Source organism: Streptomyces sp. SCSIO ZS0520, from assembly GCF_025643355.1.
Taxonomy (GTDB): Bacteria; Actinomycetota; Actinomycetes; order Streptomycetales; family Streptomycetaceae; genus Streptomyces; species Streptomyces physcomitrii.
Map to the genome: position 1 here is coordinate 1,430,072 of NZ_CP092644.1, position 19,231 is coordinate 1,449,302.

Genomic DNA, 19,231 nt, shown 5'->3' on the forward strand with positions numbered 1-19,231 from the left:
CGACGGGATGGACCGAAGAGCCGCCAGTTGATCTTTGACCGCCTTGACCACTCCGGGGTGCCCTACCCCATGCCGATCACCGCCACTTCGCGGTTCGCTCATCGAGGCCCACTACTCGAACGAGCGGAGCACGCACATGGACGCCTCCACCGTCACTCACGCTGTCGCGAGCGCAACGTGCCGGGTCAGCATCGGCCAGTTGAGACACCGAGCGATGCTGCCGCAAGGGTTGCAAGTCGTCATGGACGCTGCACCGGAACGGGTGAGGCAGGTACGGCGTATCACCGTCGCGGAGATGGAGCGGTGGGCTGTCCCTCCACCGCTCGCGGAGGACGTGCAACTCGTGGTCTCCGCACTGCTCACGAATGCGGTCCTCCACAGTGGAGCCGATGAAGTCACCTTGACCCTGCGGTTCATTGACGGCTTGGTTCGGATCGATGTACACGACCCCGGGGGGAGAAGCGTCGCCGGGGCGACGGTGCGGACGCCCTAACGCGAGGCGGTGAGGATGACGTCAGGGAGCAGCTCCCCTACCAGCATCCGTACGCCGGCTGGGTAGGTGAGAAACGAGAGCGTGTATCGGCGGCTGTGGAGCGATTGATCGACTGGCCTCACTATGTCGCCGAGTGCTGGCAGCATGGCGCCGGCGTGTCGTGCCGACCGCATATCGATGACGAACCTCTTCGAGGCGGCCCTGGCCGGATTTTGGCTGGACACTCGTTGTAGGCCGCCGGAGCATAGGGCGCAGGCGCGAAGCCGTTCAGGGGAAGGGCTGTCCAGCGTGGGCTTGAACGATGGAGAAGAGCCAGGCGGACAGCGGCCGTGGCAGCGATCGCGCGCCAGCGGTAGCCCAGTGGCGGCTGGGCCTGGAGGGCCCCACGCGCCACCCCAATCCGCGCGTCTCCGCCTTCGCCTACGGCTGGACAGCGCTGCCCTTCACCCTGGCCTTCTTCGAAATGTCGCCTCGTTCTGGGACTGATCTGCCTCGTGTCGGCCGTCCTGGCAATCGTCCGCCCCGACCAGCCGGAGAGCCAAGCGTGGTTCGGTCGTCGGCCCCTCTGACGTAGGACCACCGCAGCTGAACCGTAAGCATGCAGAGGAATGCCGCTGGCCGGTGACGGGCGGTGAGATCGGCTGGTCAGGCTTGCTGCTCGATCGGGGCATCCAGAGATTGCCGGTGAAGGCGTGGTGGATGGCCTCGAAGGCGCTCAGTCCGTGTTTGCGGGCGGAGTCGAGTACCGACCTTATGGGGGAAACGGTGGATCCGACGGAGCTCGTGTCACAGGCCGTGAGAGTAGTAACCGAGTTTGCCGGCGGCGCCGCCACTGCGGCGGCCACCGGAGCCGTCGGGCAGGCCGTCTCCGACCTTGTACGGCAGCGGCTCGACGGTACGCCGTCGGGACAGGCGGCTTTGGCAGCTGTGGACGCGCAGCCCGATGACCCGGCTGCCGCCGCAAGGCTGCACGACGAGCTCAACGCGGGGGTCACGGCCGACCAGGATTTCGCCGCCGCGTTGGCCCTGGCTCTTGCTCCGGTCCTTGCCGGGCCGCCGCCCAAGGAGCCGCCCATCCAGACCATCCAGAACAGCGTGGTAATCGGTGGGTCGCGGGTGCGCGGCAACACCATTTCGCTCGGGCCGGTGACCTTCAACAACACCCCCGCGGGACGCACCGCCTTCGGTGCCATCTGCGTCGCGCTGGCGGCCTTGGTGGCACTCTTGGTCTACGGCAGTGTCCAAGCCCTGGACGGTGACTCTCCGGGCTCCCAGACCAGAGGCGGGTCGGAGCCGGGGCAGGGAGAACAGAGGACCGGGACCGACAGCAACGAAACGGGCGACGACACAGCAGGCATCGGCGATGCGGGCCGCGCGACGCCACTCGCCGATGCAGAGGCCGTCCTCAACGTGCTGCCGGACAAGGCAAGCCTGCCGTCGGGCTGGACCGAGATCTCAGCACCCACCGCAGACGTCTCCTCGCAGGACGACGGCTCCACCTTCGAAGGTGAGGCGGAGTATCTGGGGCGCTACAGCATGGAGACCCAGTTCCTGGTGTTCTCCTACCCGGACGAGGACACGGCACAGACGGCCTTCGACGCGAAAACCTCCAAGGCGCTGGATCAAGGGGCGAGTTCACTGACCATGGCGCAGATCGGGGACCAGGTCGCAGCGTTCTCGATCTCGACGAGCCAGGGAAACGCCTACGTCACCCACACCACCCGCGGCACCGTGGTCCGCACTGGAACGGTCCTCACCATCGTCACCGGCAACGACAACGAGAGCCGCAGCTACAGCGGCGCAGACCTCGAAAGTCTCACCCGACTCCTCTCCGACCGAGCCCGAACGGCCCAGACAGGCTGACAGCCCGGCCCGCCCTGAGACCGACCGTTCAGAAGCCATCCGGACCGCGTGGGGTGTTAATGCTCCGATACGGCGAAGGTGGAGTGGCGGGTCCGGCCGGGTTTCCAGAACTCATGGCCCCTGTTGGCCCACGTGCTCAGCCCGCCTCGGGACCGGCCGAGTGCCTCACCCGGCCAGGCCCCCCTTTTCGTGCCCCGGCCGCGTGCTGGTGGGCCCGCACGATCGTCGAGTCGACGCACACGATCGACCGGTCGACCTCCCGACCGTATCCGAGTGCTGCTGGACATGGGCCAGGAGCCGGTCCCATGTCCCGCCCGCCGACCAGCGGCGGAAACGTTCGTAGACCGTCTGCTGCGGCTCGTACCGCTCGCACCGGCCGAGACGGAGCCGGCAACGGCCCGATCACCGCCCAGGCCTGATTGCCGGGTCCCAAGTGGCTGCTTGGCTCATCAACTCCTGCAGCCGCAGACCCCGTTGGGCGTCGATCTCGTGGGAGCGGCCGGAGCGCACGGCTTCGGCGAACTCCCGGCGCAGTATCGGCCAGCACTCCTCGTGGTCCAAGTCGGCGGTGTCGTAGACGAGTTCTTGTTGGGTGCCGAACAGCTCGATCCTGGTGCGGGCACTGTCGAGACGGACCGATCCCGACAGCGAGGCCTGGCTGACCGCCCCGTTGGTGTGCTCGCAGGTCAACTCGACCCATCGGCGGGGGTCTCCGGTGCTGTGGAGAGAGTCGATGGGGCCGACCGCCATGTCGAGCAGGTCGATCAGATGCGGGCCGAGGTCGAGCAGAGCCCCGTGTTCCAGGCGCCACGGGGTGGCGAAGTCGCCCTCGACGAAAGCACCGTGGAGGTAGCAGGCGCGAGCGCCGAGTACGGTCCTGTGTTCTGCCTGCCGGAGGAACTCTCTTGTCGCCGGGTGGTAGCGCTTGGTCAGCACGAGCTGGGTGACCACCCCGTGCTCGGCCACCGCCTCAGCTATCCGCCGGGCCGAGGCCAGGTCCGGGCCCAGGGGTTTCTCCAGGAGGAGCGGCTTTCCCGCGGCGGCCGCGCGGATCGCCAACTCGGCCTGGACGGCCGGCGGGACGGCGAAGGCGACGGCTTCGCTGAGGTCGAGCAGTTCCTCGAAGGAGCTCGCCACCCGCGCGTGGTAGGCGGCAGCGAGGTGTGCCGCCGCCTCCGTGCGCCGTGCCCACACTGCGGACAGCACCGTCTCGGGGCCGCTGCCGAGTACGCGGGCGTGCATGGCTCGGGCCCAGGGACCGGCGCCCACGAGCCCGACGCGCAGGGGTGCCGCGGGTGTGGTGCGAGGGGACAGTGGGGGGTGGTGGGACGTCACGGCGTGCTCCGGGGAGGTGGGGGCAGGGTGTGATCAGGGGCCGGCGGAGGCGAGACGGGCGTCGGCGATCTCGGGTGAGTAGAGGTGCTCCACGACCATTGCCGCCGCTCCCATGAGCGCGGCACGGTCGCCGAGCTGGGAGGTCGTCACCGTGAGGTGGGCGGTGGTGCGTGGCATGGCCCGTCGGTAGAGCAGTTCCCGTACGCCGGTGAGGAAGGGGGTGCTGGCCATGTCTCCGGCGATGACGAGGACGGCGGGGTTGAGGAAGGTCACCACCGTCACGAGCACCTCGCCCGTGCGCTGGCCCGCTTCGCGGGTGAGCCGGACTGCGTCGGGCTGGCCGGTGGCCAGATGTGCGGCCGCCTCCGCGGCCGAGGCGGTGGGGACGCCTGCGCGGGAGAGTTCTTGCGCGATTGCCCGTCCGCTGGCGACGGCGGCGAGGCAGCCGTACGAACCGCAGGTGCACAGTGCATCGTCACGGTCGTGCAGGCGGATGTGCCCCATGTCGCCGACCCCGCCGTCGATGCCCCGATAGGGGGTTCCGGACAGGATGACCCCGGCCCCGATGCCGGCGGACACTTTCACCAGGACGAGTGCGGGACAGTGGGGGTAGTGGTGACGCTGCTCGCCGTAGGCCATCAGGTTGGCGTCGTTGTCGAGGAGCACCGGAGGTGCCGACCGGACGTGCATATGCCGGGTGAAAGCTGCCTGCAGTGTGGCCCGGACGGGGTACCGGCTCCAGCCGGGCATGATCGGCGGTTCGACGATCATGCCGGTCTCCCAGTCCACGGGGCCGGGGACGGAGAGTCCGATCCCGCACACGGATGCGGCCTCGGTGCCGGTTGCCTCCAGGAGGCCGGGCATCCAGGAGGCAACGGTCTCCAGCACCGTCTCGGGTCCCTCGGAGACCGGCAGCGGTTCGGTGCGCTCGGAGAGGATCGTGCCCGCAAGGTCGGTGACGGCTACCCGGCTGTGCGTGGTGTCGAGATCGACCACCAGTACGGCGGCGTGGCAGACGTCGAATTCCAGGCGTGCGGAGGGTCGTCCGCCGGTGGAGGTGCCCGCCGTGTTGCGCAGCCAGCCGGCCCGGAAGAGCTGATCGAGGCGCATGCCGACGGTGGAGCGGGAGAGTCCGGTGGCGGTCTGCAGTTCGCTGCGGGTGGTGGCTTGTCCGCTGCGGATCAGTTCCAGCAGATGGCCTGCGCTCGATTGGCTCGTCGGCATGGCGTGCCCGTGCTCCTCGCTAGGTCTTGTCGGCGCCGCTGGTGAGGCCTTCGGTCAGCAGGCGTTCGGCGGCGAAGAACAGCAGTACCACGGGGACGGTCAGGACCACGGAACCTGCCATCAGGACGGTTTTGGACACCTCGATACCGCCTGCCAGTTGTTGCAGTCCGAGCGAGACGGTCCACGCGTCCGGGTCCGCGGCCAGGAAGAGGAGCGCGAAGAGGAACTCGTTCCAGGCGATCATGAAGATGTACAGGCCGGTGGCCATGAGCGAGGGCAGGGCGAGCGGCAGGATGACCTTGCGCAGGGCTTGGAGCCGGGTACAGCCGTCGAGGGCCGCTGCCTCTTCGACGGAGTACGGGATGGTGACGAAGTAGTTCTTCATCATGTAGATCGACACCGGCACGGTCTGGGCGATGTAGACGACGGCGAGTCCGACGAGGCTTCCGGAGAGTCCGGCCTTGGCGAACATCACGAACAGCGGCACCGCGAGCAGAGTGGTGGGGAAGAGGTAGATCGCGAGGAACATGGCGCTGATCTGGCGGTTGCCGAAGAACTTCAGCCGACTGACGGCGTAGGCGCCGGGGACGGCCGCGGTCAGGGTGAGTGCCACGGTGGCCAGGGCGACACCCGCGGAGTTGAGGAGCATCCGCAGGAAGCCCTGGCCGCCTTCGGAGGTCGGTTTGAGCACGCTGCGGTAGGTGTCGAAGGTGAGTTCCCTGCTGGACACCCAGAGGGAACCGGGGTCGAAGAGCAGGGAGTCGATCGGTTTCAGCGACAGCAGCACCATGTAGTAGAAGGGTGCGATCGTGATCACGGCGAGGAAGGCGAGGGTCGCCCATCGCAGTGTGCCGAAGAACCGTTCCTCGAATTGGGCCCGGGTCATCACGCCTCCTCCTGCACCTTCTTGGCGAAGAATTTGAAGTAGAGGCCGAGCAGCACGGTCAGGACGGCGGCGAGGACCAGTGCCTGGGCGGCGGCCGCGCCCACGTCGTAGCGGGCGGTGAGGAAGTTGTAGACGCGTACGGCCACCACGTCCGTACCGGATCCTCCGCCGGTGAGCAGGTAGACGTCGTCGAACTTGTTGAACGTCATGATGAAGCGCAGTACGCACAGGAGCGCGATGACGGGCATGAGCTGGGGAAGCAGTATGTGCCGAAAGCGCTGGCTGGGTGTGGCCCCGTCGACCCGTGCCGCCTCCTCCAGGCTCGCGGGTACGGCCTGCAGCCGGGCGAGCAGGAAGAGGAAGGCGAAGGGGAAGTACCGCCAGGTCTCGAAGGCGATGACGGTCAGCAGGGCGAGTGGTAGGTCAGCGTGTATGCCCAGCACTTCGACCTCGTAGGAGCGGGTGGAGAGGAAGGCTATGGGGTCGTCCCAGCCGAGGAGGTCTCTGCCCCAGGTGTTGACGATGCCGTACTGCGGGCTGAGCGCCACCTCCCATACGAAGGCGACGGAGACCACGGGGGCGACGTAGGGCAGCAGCATGGAGCCGCGCAGCAGTGCCCGGCCGCGGAAGGGCTTGCGCAGGGCGAGCGCGGCTGCCAGCCCGAGGAGCACCGAGCCGGCGGTGGACCCGACGGTGTAGAGGAGGGTGGTCACCAGGCTGGACCAGAAACCGGCGGAGTCGAAGACCTGGCTGAAGTTGTCCAGGGACCAGTTGCCGAACAGACCCATGCCCTGGATGTCGACGAGACGGGCGTGCTGGAAGGCCAGCAGAACGGTCCACAGGATCGGGATGATGACGACGACCAGCACCACGAGGAAAGTGGGGGTGACGAAGGCCAGCCCGGCACGGTTCTCGCGTTGACCGGTGGTGAGCAGGCGGTGCTTGCTCGCACCGTCGGGGGCAGGGGTCATGTCACTTCCTCGGCCTGGCGGGGACTCTACCGAAGGGATTTCTGGAGAGCGCTGACTTCGTCGGCTGCCTCCCGGGCGGCCTGTTCGGGGGTGATCTGGCCACTGGTCATGGCGCCGATCGCCTTCGGTACCGGGAGCTCGCCGTTGGTGGCGCCCACCAGGGCCCCTTGGCCCTCGGTGATGCCCCATCGCTTCATCTTGGCGACGCCGCCCATGAGTTGGTCGAGGAGTGCGTCGGAGTAGACCTCGTTCATGGGCTTGCGGGTCTCCACCCCCGCCTCGCTCGCCCGCCAGGCGCGCTGGTAGCGCCGCGGGTCCTCGGCGGTGCCGAGACGGACGGGGATCTTGCCCTCGGGAGCCATACCGAACCACTCTTCGTAGCCCTTGGTCATCATGTAGGTGACGAACTTCCGGGAGGCGGCCGTTTCGGCGGTCTTGGTCACCGCCCACGAGGTGATCTCGCCGAACTGGGCGGGCTCGGAGCCATCGGGCCCCGACATCGCGGTGACGATTCCGCTGTTGCGGGAGAGGAATTCCTTGTCGTGCTTGCAGGCGGGGCAACTCGGCAGCGCGTCGTTGCGCAGCCCCGCGAGCTCGTCCAGGAGGAACGAGGACCACACGACCATCGAGGCCTTGCCCGAGAAGTAGGTGGCCCGCGTGGAGTCCACCGACTGGGTGCCCGCGGGACCGTGGCCGCGCCCCAGCCTGTCGTATGTGGTGAAGGCCTTCCGACAGACGGGAGAGTCCAGTTGGACGTCACCGCCCTCGTCGACCAGGCGGCAGCCGTTGGCCAACGCCAGGTTCTCGAAGCTCTGCTGGGTGAAGACGTCTGCGGGGTCGGTGGCCACCGTGATGCCGTTACGCCCCTTGCGGTCGAGTGCGGCCGCGGCGTCGAGGAGCGTGGCGTAGGTGTCGGGCACGGGCAGGCCCGCCTGGCGCAGGTGGTCCTTGCGGTACACCAGAAGTTGCAGCCAGGCGTCGGAGGGAACAGCAAGCCGGGTTCCTGCGTCCTCGGTCATCCGCAGGGCGTTGGCGTCGAAGGTCCGCGGGCTGAGGCTGCGCACGATCTCCTTGCTGACATGGGTGTTGAGGAGCCCGTTGCTGTACATCTGCCAGACCTGGCCCATCGGGACCGCGCCGATCACATCGGGCAGTTCGCCGGCTGCGGCGGCCGACATGATGAGCTGTGGGAGCTGGCCTTCGTCCACGCCGACGAGTTCGACCTCGATGCCGGTCTCCTTCTCGAACCGGTCGACGAGCTTGTTCGTCACCGCCATCCGCGGCGGAAGGTTCTCCTGCGTCCAGACCGTGATCCGGTTGTCCGGCACAGCCGGACCTCTGCCGGTGGAGCAGCCGGCGAGGGTGGCGCCGAGGCCGGCCATCGCCAGCAGGCATGCCGCTGCCGTCTTGGACCGCTCGATCCACGTGCGCATGCCCCGCCCCCGCCCACTTAGGCTTGATGTTGCTGCATCTCAGCATCACTTTTGCATGTTGACAAGACATAAACCTGAGATACCTTCGCCCTAAGTCGTGAGAGCGGAGCGTTACATGGAGCGTGTTGTCCAGTTCACCGGTCCCCGGCAGGTCGAGGTCGCCGAGTACGAGAGAGCTCCCCTACCCCCGGGCCACCTGCGCGTACGCACCCGCTACTCCGGCATCTCCGCCGGCACCGAACTCACCGCCTACCGCGGGACGAACCCCTATCTGACCCGCACCTGGGACGCCGAGGCACGGATCTTCCGCGACGACACCGCCGGTATCGAGTACCCCGTGGCAGGCTGGGGTTACTCCGAGGTCGGTGTGGTGAGCGAGGTCTCCGCCGAACTCGTCGGCACCACCGGGGTCCCCGTACCCGGCGACACCGTCTGGGGAATCTGGGGCCATCGCAGCGAAGGGATCGTTCCGGCCGAGCGGATGATCGGGCACACCCTGCCCGCAGGGCTCGACCCGCTCGCCGGAGTCTTCGCCCGGGTCGGCGCGATCGCCTACAACGCCGTCCTCGCCTGCGACCTCCACGTCGGAGAGGACGTCGCCGTCTTCGGGCAGGGTGTCATCGGCCTGCTGACGACGCGGCTCGCCCAACTCAACGGGGCTCGGGTGACCGCCGTCGACGCACTTGACGAGCGACTCGCGACCGCCCGCGCCTACGGGGCCGCCGCCACCCTCAACGCCCGCACGGACAGCGTGGCCGAACTGCTCCGGGAGACCACCGGCGGCCGCGGCGCCGACGCGGCCATCGAGATCAGCGGCACCTACCCGGCCCTCCACGAAGCCCTGCGCTCGGTCGCCGTCGGCGGCCGGGTCGTGGCCGCCGGCTTCTACCAGGGCGAGGGCGTCGGGCTGCGCCTCGGGGACGAGTTCCACCACAACCGCGTACAGCTCGTCTGCTCGCAGATCGGCGGTGTACCCCCGCAGCTCAGCAGCCGCTGGAGCGTCGAACGCCTCCAGCAGACCTTCCTCGCCCTCGCCGCCGAGGGACACATCGACGTGGCCCCTCTCCTCACCCATGTCATGGCTGCATCCGAGGCCGCGGACGCCTACACACTGCTGGACGAACAGCCTGCCGACGCCCTCCAGACCGTCCTGGAATTCTGAAAGGCTCTCCGTGCTCGACATCACCTGCCAGGAACAACTCCTGCCCGGAGACACCCTCCAGGAGAAGTGGGACTTCGCCCAGAACGCCGGCTACCAGGGCATCGAGCTGCGGGCCAGAGGGGACCACCACTTCCGCGCACGGCTCCCCGAACTGCGCGCGGCCCTCCGGGACGGCGTGGTCATGCCCACCGTCTGTGTCGACATGCTGCACTTCTTCGGCGCCTTCGACGCCGATCTGCGCCGCGATGCCGTGGAGCAGATGAAGTCGCAGCTCTCCGTCATCGCCGAAATCGGCGGCCGCGGGGCCCAGACACCCGCCTCCTACGGCATGTTCTCCCGCCGCCTGCCGCCCTTCGAACCGCCACGCAGCGCAGAGGAGGAACGCACCGTCCTGCTGGAAGGCCTCACCGCTCTCGGGGAACACGCCCGCAAGGAGGGCGTCCACCTCTACCTCGAACCCCTCAACCGCTATGAGGACCATATGGTCAACCGGCTGGAGCAGGCCGTCGACCTCCTCCGCGCCGTGGGACTCGACTCCGTCAGAATCGGCATCGACAGCTACCACATGAACATCGAGGAAGCAGATCCCGCCGCCGCCATCCTGGAGGCCGCGCCCTACATCGGACACGCGCAGGTCAGCGACTCCAACCGCTTCCAGCCCGGTGCCGGACACCTGGACTGGCCGACCTGGCTCGGCGCTCTGCACGCCATCGGCTACACCGGCTGCCTCGCCGCAGAGTGCCGCCTGACCGGGGACCCCGTCAGCGCCATCCGGTCCATCCCCGCCTTCCTGCGCAGGTCGGGAGCATGACGACCACCCTGGCCACCGCCCCGGAAGGTCGCACCCGCCTCCGGCTCCGCCAGGAAGCGACCCGTGTCCTCCTGACGAACTGGACCGGCAACTCCACCGTCCCCTCCCACACCCTCTACCCCCACCAGTGGAGCTGGGACTCCGCGTTCATCGCGATCGGCCTGCGCCACCTCTCCCCCCGTCGGGCCCAGCGCGAACTGGAGACCCTCCTCGGCGCCCAGTGGGCCGACGGGCGCATCCCACACATCGTCTTCAACCCCGCCGTACGCCCGGACGCCTACTTCCCGGGACCCGACTTCTGGCGATCGAGTACCTCGGGCCGGGCAGCGGGCGCACCCGCCTGGGCCGAGACCTCGGGGATCGTCCAGCCCCCCGTCCACGCGCTGGCCGCAGCCCTGGTCCACGAGAGCGACCCCGAGGCCTCACGGCGCCGCGGCTTCCTCGAACGCCTCTATCCACGGCTGACCGCCTGGCACGACTACCTCCTGCACGAGCGGGACCTCACCGGCCGCGGCCTGGTCTGTGTGGTCCACCCGTGGGAACCGGGCATGGACAACAGCCCCTGCTGGGACGGCCCCCTGCACAGGATCGTCCCCGCACCGGGCTCGTCCTTCAGCCGTGTCGACCTCATCCACGGCGAACAGGCCGAACGGCCGACCGACCTGGACTACGGCCGCTACGTACGCCTGGCCGCCGACTACCGCGACCACGGCTACCAGGACACCGGCACCCCGCATCCCTTCGTGGTCGAGGACCCCGGCTTCAACGCCCTCCTCATCGCCTCCGAACACGCCCTGGCCGACATCGCCGAGGCCCTCGACCGGGACCCTCAGCAGCACCACGAGAGGGCTGACGCCCTCACCGAGTCCCTCCTGCGACATCTGTGGCAGCCCGAGGCGGGCATGTTCCTCTGCCGTGACGGACACACCGACACGGTCATCGAGGAGAGAAGCGTCACCGGTCTTCTGCCGCTGATCATCCCCTCGCTGCCGTCCCAAGTGGCCGCGGCCCTGCAACACACCGCCCGCGGCCCGCACTTCGGCCTCGGCTCCACCACGGTCCTCGCCCCGAGCTACGACCTCCAGGGCACCGCCTTCGACGCCTACCGGTACTGGCGAGGTCCCGCCTGGTTCAACACCAACTGGCTCCTGGAACGCGGGCTGCGCCATCACGGCGGCCAGACCCACGCCCTGCGCGAGCGCCTCCTCGACGCGGCGGGCACCTCGAACTTCGCCGAGTACGTCGACCCACGCACCGGACAAGGCCGGGGCACACCACACTTCAGCTGGACCGCGGCCGTCGTCCTCGACCTGCTCGCCCGGCTCCAAGACGGCGAGGAGCCTCGATGAAAGCACCACACCTGCTGCTGCACGCCGGCTCCTTCGCCCTCACCGACCCCGCCGGAGACATCAGCGCCGAGCGGACCACCTCACCACAGGGCCTCATCGCCAGGGACACCCGCCACCTCAGCACCTGGACCCTCACCGTCGACGGCGAACAGCCCACCGTCCTTGTCCCCGTACGGGAGACGGACGAGGACTCCGCCGCCGTACTCACCGCCCCGAGCGCCCGCGACGAACCTCCCGGCTGGACCCTCTTTCGCCACCAGAACCTCTGCCACGGCCGGCTCGTCGAACGACTCCGCTTCACCGCCAACACGGGCGAAGCCCTGATGCTGAACCTCAGGCTCGACGCCGACGCCGACTTCGCCGACCAGTTCGAACTGCGCGGCGACCACAGCTACGAGAAACCGGGCGGCCACCGCACCGTGGAAGAGACGGCCGAGGGCACCGCCTTCCACTACCGCCGCGCCGACTGGCACGCGAGCACCACCATCACCGCCGAACCACCCCCCGCGGTGAGCACAGCAGCGGGAGGAACCCGTACCAGCCTCACCTGGACCGTGATGCTGCCACCACACGGCAGTACCACCCTGGTCCTGCACGCCCTCACCCACTCCCGGGGCGCACGCACCTCTCCACCGCCACCCGCAGCATCAACAGGGAGCAAGGCGGAGCTACAAACCGCCTCGGCCCCTGCGACCGAGATCCCCCTCCATACCCCCGCAGAACACACGGCCCTCGCCCCCGCCTGCCACCAAGGCCTCGCAGACCTCACCGCCCTGCGCATCCCCGCCGAAGGGCCCGAGGGAGAGACCGTGGCGCCGCCCGCGGCCGGAGTGCCCTGGTTCCTGACGCTCTTCGGCCGTGACTCCCTGCTCACCTCCTCCTTCGCCCTGCCCTACCGGCCCGAACTCGCCGCGGCCACACTGAAGGCGCTCGCCGCCACCCAGGCCACCACGACGGACTCCGCACGGGTAGCACAGCCCGGGAAGATCCTCCACGAGATGCGCCACGGCGAACTCGCGCACTTCCGGCAGATCCCCTACGGCCGCTACTACGGCTCCGTGGACAGCACCCCGCTCTTCCTCGTCCTTCTGCACGCCCACGCCGAGCAGACCCAGGACGACTCCCTGAGCAGACATCTGGAGCCGCACGCCCGGGCCGCCGTGCACTGGATGTTCGCGTACGGCGGCCTCGACCAGCACGGCTACCTCACCTACCGGGCCGACGAGAGGGGCTTGGTCAACCAGAACTGGAAGGACTCCGAGGATGCCGTGTGCTTCACCGACGGCAGCAGGCCGGTGGGCGACATCGCCATCGCCGAGGCTCAGGGGTACGCCTACGACGCCCTGCTGCGCACCGCCTGCCTCGCCCGCAAGGTGTGGAACGCCCCCGACTGGGCCGCCGAACTCGAAGCCTTCGCACAGCAGTTGCGCGAGCGCTTCACTGCCCAGTTCTGGATGCCGGACCAGGCTTTCCCGGCCCTCGCCCTCGACAGCGAAGGCCGACAGGTCGACACCCTCGCCTCAAACGCGGGGCACCTCCTGTGGTCCGGCATCCTCGACCCCGACCGGGGCCGCGCCACCGGGCGACGACTGCTGGAGAGCGACTTCTTCTCGGGCTGGGGCATCCGCACCCTCGCCTCGCAACAGCGCCCCTACCACCCTCTGTCCTATCATCGCGGGAGTATCTGGCCCCACGACAACGCCCTGATCGCGCTCGGCCTCGCCCGGTACGGGCTCCACCGCGAAGCGGCCTCGCTCGCCACAGCACTCGCCGAAGCCGCCGCACGGTACGACCACCGCCTGCCCGAAGTACTCGCCGGATACCCACGACGCGAGGGCGAAGGGCCCATTCCCTACCCGCACGCCTGCTCACCCCAGGCATGGGCAGCCGCCACGCCCCTGGCCCTCCTCACCGCCGTGCGCAGGGCGACGGAACCGCGCAGCTCCACGCCGTGACGTCGCGGCGCCCGGAAAGAGCGCGTGCAAGGGCGTCTTCAGCTTTCGCACCGAGGACATTGTGAGTTCGCCGTCGGGGGCCGTGACTGAGACCGTGCCTGCCTTCACGGGCGCGCGACTGCTGGACGAGACCAAGCCTCCTGTTCAGTCCGGATCCGAGAAGAAGCGGTGGATCACCCAGCAGGGCATCGTCGAGGGTGCTGCAGGAGGAGCAGTTCCCGCGCACCCCACCATCGTCATCCTCAGCACCGTCCCGGACCCGGTGGACCCCGGCGACGTCACCTTCACCCTCACAGCACCCACCGGCTTCGTCTTCACCGGCTGGATCACCTGGACCTATCACGTCGTCACCACCACGGCGGTGACGAGCAACCCCCAGGACACGCTAGGTAGCCTCGGCGGACGGACGGACCTGCAGGTGCACTGCACTGCACCTGCAGGACACCCCTCGCCGATCACATCGGGGAGTTCCTCAGCCAGGCTGCCCCTCGCACTCCGGAACCTGGCCGACTCGGCTGGCCATGCGGCGAAGACGGCGGGAAGTGGACGCTGCACAGCTGAGCTGAACCGGCACACCCAGGTGGGCCAGCAGACGTCCTTCCGCGCGAGCGGAAGTGCGGACGCCCACTGCCGCGGAGGAACAGGGGCCGTCATCCATCCAGACCGGCCCCACATCGCGACAGGCCACCGCGCTTGGTGGTCTCTTCCGCGACATCTGATCAGCCGGAAGCCGCACTCAGCACTACAGCTTCACCTACCGCCGCCACCCTGCCGACACAAGGCACACAGGCAGAACCCGACCAGCTCAAATTCGCTCCTGACGCCCCATCAGAACGAGCGTCGAGACACCACGGAGAACGTCATTCGAGCGTCAAGATATCGCCCGTAACACCCGTAGCGCACATCATGCGCACCACCTGAACCCGCAGCTCAGCGACCCTTCTCAGCAGGCTCCAGAATCGCCACGCACTCCACATGATGCGTCATCGGGATCACGTGAAACAAAAACATGTGAAAAAAAATCGCAGGTCAGCGCGCCACCAGACTCAAACCGGACACGGAGTCGGGGTGCATTGCGTGCGCTATGGGCACTGCGTGCAGTCTCTTGACGCATGCTCCAACCCGGCGCCCGCACTCCTTCGACTCGAAGAGTCGCCATATGGCATTGAAAATGCCATACTCAAAGTCATGGCTGACGACGACACCGACTTCTTCCCCGGCGACGGCCCCACCAGTGGCATCTCCGTTTCTCTCACCGCCGGCACCCTGCACGCGATCCGCGAGCGAGTGGGCAAGCGAGGCGTGTCCGCCTACCTGGAGAAGGCTGCGCAGCGGCAGATCGAGCGAGATAACCTCGACGAGTTGATCACCGACTTCGAGAAGACCAACGGCCCCGCCGATCCGGAGGCCGTGGCAGCCAAGCGGGCCAAGCTCACCGGGAGTTCGCCCTCTTCCGGCGCCGGAGCCGCCGCGTGAGCGGTGCCCTCATCCTCGACAGCGAGGGCTTGGCCAAGGCCGTTCAGCGCGACCGTGAAGTCCACGAGTGGCTTACCGCCGCCCGTGACGCCGACCTGCCCGTCGTCACCTCCGCCGCAGTGCTGGTCGAGGTGATCCACCCGAAGATCAACGACGCAGCACTGAAATGGACGCTATCTCGACTCCGGGTCGAGCCCGTCACTCAGGCCTTCGCCCAGTCAGCGGCGACGCTACTGCGCACAGCCGGACTGCACGGCCACAAATACGCCATCGACGCCATGCTCTGCGCCGCCGCCCTAGCCCAGCCCGGGCGCGTCACGATCCTGACCTCAGACGTCGAAGACATCGCCATGCTCACCGCGGACCACAGCCGAGTCGTAGCCGAGAAGGTTTGACACAGTCAGCGCCAGCACCAATCCTGCCCGCACCCGCAACGCCACCGGCAGCACTCACTCGGCTCCTCGATCGGAACGACACTCTCGACGGGGAGTGATGTTGCGTTTACCGTAAGTTGAGGAAGATGCGGACGGGTGCTGGCCTCGGGGGGCTGGATGCAGCGCAAGGAGCGGTTTCGGCGCATCGTCAGCGAATTCGGTGCGACGTGTAAGCAGGCATTGCTGCACGGACAGAAGGAAGCCGCGATCCGCCGAGCGGTAGAAACCCTTCTCGTCGACGCGGCAGGGGTGTTGGGACTGCAGGCGGCACTGCACGCCGAGGTCGCCATCGCCGCGCACCGGATACGCCCTGACCTGGCAGTACGAATCGGAAAATTGCCGCGCAACATCGTCGGCTACGTCGAGCTGAAGAGCCCCGACAAGAGCACGATCCATCCTGGCGGTCTGAATCAGCGCGACCGCCGTCAATGGGAAGGCATGGCGAAACTGCCCAACCTGATATACACGAACGGTCAGACCTGGATCATGTACCGCTCAGGTCGACAGTACGGCGACACCATCCATTTCGAGGGTGACCTGCGCAGCGCCGGCTCCCGCCTACGACTGCCGGTCACCAATGAGGCCGCCTTCGAGGCCATGCTCGTCGCCTTCTTCGGCTGGCAACCCCAGTCACTGACGTCCATGCGGGAAGTAGTCGCCCAAGTCGCCCCACTGTGCACTCTCCTGCGTGATGCCGTCCACGACCGCCTCGATGCCGAAGCGGGCCTTCCACGTCACCGGCGCCCGTTCACCGACCTGGCATCCACGCTTGAGGTTGACCTCTTCCCGACCACGGACAGCCGGGACAAGCGCGCCACCTTCGCTGACCGATATGCCCAGTCCGTCACCTTCGCCCTCTTGTTGGCCAGCTCAGACACCGCTGGCGACAAGAACAAAACATTGATCGACATGAGCTTGCACGAGGTAGGACGACGCCTTGGGGCTGAGCACTCCGTAATGGGCCGCGCGTTACAGATCCTCACCGATCAGGTCGAGGGAGAATTCCGTGACAGCCTGGACATGCTCGTCCGCGTCATTGACGCCATCGACTGGAAAAATGCCCTCACCAGCGAACCGGGCTTCCACATCCATCTCTACGAGCACTTCTTGCAGGAGTACGACGCCGACCTGCGCAAGGACTCCGGCACCTACTACACCCCAGCCCCGCTGGTGACAGAGATGATCCGGCTTGTTGACGAGGTCCTGACCAACACGTTGGATTGCCCAGATGGCTTCGCCGACCCTGGTGTGTCCATCATCGACCCTTCGATGGGAACTGGCACCTTCCTCACCGGCGTCATCGACCTCGTCGCCCGCAGACAATCCGAGGGTGGCAACGAAGGCTTCCGTGCCGAATCCGTGCAGGAACTCGCAAGTCGGCTGATCGGGTTCGAGAAGCAAATGGGCGCCTTCGCCGTCGCTCAAATGCGCGTCGGTCAGATGCTGCGGCATCTGAATGCCCGGGTCCGGCTGCGGGACATGCGCCTGCACTTGGCCGACACTCTCGCCGACCCGTGGCGGCCCAGTGAACTTTTCGATCGACATGGCGCTTTGTGGGGGCCTTTACGTGACGACGCGGAGGCAGCAAGCACTATCCAGCGCAACGAACGCATCACCGTCGTCATCGGCAACCCTCCCCACCGCGAACAAGCGGAAGGCCAGGGCGGATGGATAGAGAAGGGCTCACCAGGCCGCGGGGCCCCACCCCTGGATGACTTTCGGTTGCGCGGTGCAGCAGGCGTTTACGAGAACAAACTGAAAAGCCTGTGCACCTACTTCTGGCGCTGGGCCACTCACAAAGTCTTCGACCAACATGGCGATCACCGCCACGGCGTCGTCTGCTTCGTCAGCACCGGTGGATTCATCCGCGGCGCTGGCTTCCAAGGAATGCGATCCTACCTGCGGCGCACTTGCACCGAAGGCTGGGTCATCGACCTCACCCCCGAGACCAAAAGGCCCCCAACCAATAGCCGCTTCTTTCCTGGAGTCCAGCAAGAGTTGGCCATCGCCATCTTCGTCCGCCGACAAGACGAGCGACAAGACGAGACGGCCCCTGTCCATTACATAGCCGTTCATGGCACCCGCCAGAGCAAAGAGGAGCAACTGCACAACCTACACATCAACGACCCTGGCTGGCGTACTTCTCGGCCTGCCGAGCCAGCCCCGTTCACACCTGCTTCCCAGAACGGCTGGGATACTTTCCCAGCCCTCACCGAGCTAATTCCCTGGTGCAAACCTGGCATTAAACCCAACCGCAACTGGGTCATCAGTCCGTCCAAAACCGTCCTGCACCGACGATGGAACCGCCTCGTCCAAGAACGCGACCCCGCAACGAAACAAGCCCTGTTCAAAGAGACCGGCGACCGCACCCTGGACAAGGAAGCCCTCCAGATCCCCGGGCATCCCCACCCATCCATCCGCATGCGCATCGAGCGAGGACCCTGCCCCGCTCCGATACGCGTAGCCCGCAGAGCCCTGGACCGTCAATGGCTCATACCCGACGGCCGCGTCATCGACCGCTCGCGTCCCGAGCTGTGGCAGGCCGATACCGACGGCCAAATCTTCGTAGTCGAACAGCACACCCAACGCCTGCGAACAGGCCCGGCGCTACTCTTCACCGCCCTCATTCCTGACAATGACTACTTCAAAGGAAACGGTGGCCGCGTCCTACCGCTCATACACGCCGACCGAACCCCCAATATCACACCAGGACTCTTACCTCACCTCGCCAACGCCTACGGCCTCCAGCAAGTCGCCGCCGAGGAGTTGATTGCCTACATCGCCGCTGTCACTGCCCACCCCGCCTTCACCGAGCGCTATGCAGACGACCTCAACTCCCTGGGTGTACGCGTCCCCTTGACCTCCGATCGCGACCTCTGGCACGAGGCCATCAGCCTGGGGCGCCATGTCATATGGGCCTCAACATTCGGCGCGCGCTGTATCAACCCCGACGACGGCCGCCCGGCAGGCACATCGAACTGGTGGCGGCGCCTGTATCCCGAGATCACGTACGCCCGAGAGGTCGCGTCCGACAAGCTCCCATCGGCCGACAACTACGACATCGAACGCCAGTACCTCGTTATCGAGGGCGGCATCTTCACCGGTGTCACTCAACGCATGCGCAACTACGCCACGGGCGGGCGCAACGTACTCGACAGCTGGCTCGCCTACCGCAGCGACCGTACCGTCGGCAAAGTAACCAGTGAACTCGACCGCGAGCGCCCAGAAGGCTGGGAGCCCGAATGGAGCCGGGAACTCGTCGAAGTCCTTGCCGTACTCAGACATCTCACAGCCTTAGAACCTCAGCAGGCAGAGACCCTCAACCGCATAGTCACCGCCCCCTTGATCGACGTCCCTGAACTCACCCGACGCCACATCCTCCCGGTACCCGCGCGCGCCCAGCACGCTCACACCGGTCCGGATCACGAATTTCTGCCCGGCATGGACACAGTCGACGGCCAACCGCCAGAACCCGTGGAGCCTCTGTCTCTCTCGAACGACCCCGCAAGTACTACGCCACCCGAATCGCACTCCTCTACGCACCCCGTCCCACGCGCTCGGCGGCATCGCGGTCCGGCCTGAGCCGTCCGGTGCGTCGTCGCAAGGCTCGTCAAGCGGCCCAGGCGCTCGTGCTCATCGGCCTCGTCTCAGCATGGTGCAGCCCAGCAGAGGCGCTGGGAAGCCGCCGTGGAAGCAGCACGCACCGCATAAGCCCGTACCTGTCGCCTCGAGCACCTCGAAAGAACAAGCAGATACCTGGCACCTGACATTGCCTGCGGGCATGAGCTCGGGGGAGCCATTTCAAGCCATTGGTCCCGGACTCTAGCCCCGCTCTCCCG

General features: G+C 67.3%; 14 protein-coding genes and 1 pseudogene. 9 read left to right on the forward strand and 6 right to left on the reverse strand.

Going from position 1 to position 19,231, the window contains the following annotated elements; all coding sequences use genetic code 11:
- Positions 1–241: 241 nt before the first annotated feature.
- Both MID12_RS32380 and MID12_RS04710 read left to right on the forward strand, forming a co-directional pair.
- On the forward strand, positions 242–493 hold the full coding sequence (locus tag MID12_RS32380) for an ATP-binding protein (RefSeq protein ID WP_411576904.1): 252 nt from the start codon (positions 242–244) through the stop codon (positions 491–493).
- 621 nt (positions 494–1,114) lie between these two features.
- Complete coding sequence (locus MID12_RS04710) at positions 1,115–2,356, forward strand: hypothetical protein (RefSeq protein WP_263165056.1); 1,242 nt, start codon at positions 1,115–1,117, stop codon at positions 2,354–2,356.
- Positions 2,357–2,487: 131 nt separating this feature from the next.
- Here the strand turns inward: MID12_RS04710 and MID12_RS04715 are convergent.
- From MID12_RS04715 to MID12_RS04740, 6 genes and pseudogenes are all read right to left on the reverse strand, one after another.
- Positions 2,488–2,725 (reverse strand): annotated as a pseudogene (locus tag MID12_RS04715) (IS5/IS1182 family transposase); the annotation flags it as partial.
- Between the two features lie 33 nt (positions 2,726–2,758).
- Positions 2,759–3,670: a Gfo/Idh/MocA family protein gene (locus MID12_RS04720; protein WP_263172865.1), complete on the reverse strand. Its 912-nt coding sequence runs from the start codon at positions 3,668–3,670 to the stop codon at positions 2,759–2,761.
- Positions 3,671–3,724: 54 nt separating this feature from the next.
- On the reverse strand, positions 3,725–4,915 hold the full coding sequence (locus MID12_RS04725; protein ID WP_263165057.1) for an ROK family protein: 1,191 nt from the start codon (positions 4,913–4,915) through the stop codon (positions 3,725–3,727).
- Between the two features lie 19 nt (positions 4,916–4,934).
- On the reverse strand, positions 4,935–5,801 hold the full coding sequence (locus tag MID12_RS04730; RefSeq protein WP_263165058.1) for a carbohydrate ABC transporter permease: 867 nt from the start codon (positions 5,799–5,801) through the stop codon (positions 4,935–4,937).
- A complete protein-coding gene (locus tag MID12_RS04735; protein WP_078844740.1) occupies positions 5,801–6,772 on the reverse strand; it encodes a carbohydrate ABC transporter permease in 972 nt (323 codons plus the stop codon). The genes MID12_RS04730 and MID12_RS04735 overlap by 1 nt, the downstream gene beginning before the upstream one ends.
- 26 nt (positions 6,773–6,798) lie before the next feature.
- A complete protein-coding gene (locus MID12_RS04740; RefSeq protein ID WP_263165059.1) occupies positions 6,799–8,205 on the reverse strand; it encodes an ABC transporter substrate-binding protein in 1,407 nt (468 codons plus the stop codon).
- Between the two features lie 115 nt (positions 8,206–8,320).
- On the opposite strand from MID12_RS04740, the gene MID12_RS04745 reads away from it, so the two are divergent.
- The 7 genes from MID12_RS04745 (at position 8,321) to MID12_RS04775 (ending at position 18,974) form a co-directional block, all read left to right on the forward strand.
- Positions 8,321–9,367 (forward strand): zinc-dependent alcohol dehydrogenase, encoded by a 1,047-nt coding sequence (locus MID12_RS04745; protein WP_263165060.1) that lies wholly within the window; start codon positions 8,321–8,323, stop codon positions 9,365–9,367.
- Between the two features lie 10 nt (positions 9,368–9,377).
- On the forward strand, positions 9,378–10,178 hold the full coding sequence (locus MID12_RS04750) for a sugar phosphate isomerase/epimerase family protein (protein ID WP_263165061.1): 801 nt from the start codon (positions 9,378–9,380) through the stop codon (positions 10,176–10,178).
- Positions 10,175–11,527 carry an MGH1-like glycoside hydrolase domain-containing protein gene (locus tag MID12_RS04755; RefSeq protein WP_263165062.1) on the forward strand — a complete coding sequence of 451 codons (1,353 nt, stop codon included), beginning with the start codon at positions 10,175–10,177 and terminating at the stop codon, positions 11,525–11,527. Before MID12_RS04750 ends, MID12_RS04755 begins: the two co-directional genes overlap by 4 nt.
- A complete protein-coding gene (locus MID12_RS04760) occupies positions 11,524–13,482 on the forward strand; it encodes a glycogen debranching N-terminal domain-containing protein (protein ID WP_263165063.1) in 1,959 nt (652 codons plus the stop codon). Before MID12_RS04755 ends, MID12_RS04760 begins: the two co-directional genes overlap by 4 nt.
- A gap of 1,188 nt (positions 13,483–14,670) precedes the next feature.
- On the forward strand, positions 14,671–14,958 hold the full coding sequence (locus MID12_RS04765) for a hypothetical protein (protein ID WP_263165064.1): 288 nt from the start codon (positions 14,671–14,673) through the stop codon (positions 14,956–14,958).
- Entirely contained in the window at positions 14,955–15,353 is a 399-nt protein-coding gene (locus MID12_RS04770; RefSeq protein ID WP_263165065.1) for a PIN domain-containing protein, read from the forward strand. Before MID12_RS04765 ends, MID12_RS04770 begins: the two co-directional genes overlap by 4 nt.
- A gap of 156 nt (positions 15,354–15,509) precedes the next feature.
- Entirely contained in the window at positions 15,510–18,974 is a 3,465-nt protein-coding gene (locus MID12_RS04775) for a type ISP restriction/modification enzyme (RefSeq protein ID WP_263165066.1), read from the forward strand.
- Positions 18,975–19,231: the final 257 nt, after the last annotated feature.

Excerpts from the sequence above, each read along its gene's own strand:
- MID12_RS04725 (WP_263165057.1), bottom strand. The coding sequence starts at position 4,915 with ATGCCGACGAGCCAATCGAGCGCAGGCCATCTGCTGGAACTGATCCGC.
- MID12_RS04745 (WP_263165060.1), top strand. The coding sequence starts at position 8,321 with ATGGAGCGTGTTGTCCAGTTCACCGGTCCCCGGCAGGTCGAGGTCGCC.
- MID12_RS04740 (WP_263165059.1), bottom strand. The coding sequence starts at position 8,205 with ATGCGCACGTGGATCGAGCGGTCCAAGACGGCAGCGGCATGCCTGCTG.
- MID12_RS04735 (WP_078844740.1), bottom strand. The coding sequence starts at position 6,772 with ATGACCCCTGCCCCCGACGGTGCGAGCAAGCACCGCCTGCTCACCACC.
- MID12_RS32380 (WP_411576904.1), top strand. The coding sequence starts at position 242 with ATGGACGCTGCACCGGAACGGGTGAGGCAGGTACGGCGTATCACCGTC.
- MID12_RS04730 (WP_263165058.1), bottom strand. The coding sequence starts at position 5,801 with ATGACCCGGGCCCAATTCGAGGAACGGTTCTTCGGCACACTGCGATGG.
- MID12_RS04755 (WP_263165062.1), top strand. The coding sequence starts at position 10,175 with ATGACGACCACCCTGGCCACCGCCCCGGAAGGTCGCACCCGCCTCCGG.
- MID12_RS04765 (WP_263165064.1), top strand. The coding sequence starts at position 14,671 with ATGGCTGACGACGACACCGACTTCTTCCCCGGCGACGGCCCCACCAGT.
- MID12_RS04760 (WP_263165063.1), top strand. The coding sequence starts at position 11,524 with ATGAAAGCACCACACCTGCTGCTGCACGCCGGCTCCTTCGCCCTCACC.
- MID12_RS04775 (WP_263165066.1), top strand. The coding sequence starts at position 15,510 with ATGCAGCGCAAGGAGCGGTTTCGGCGCATCGTCAGCGAATTCGGTGCG.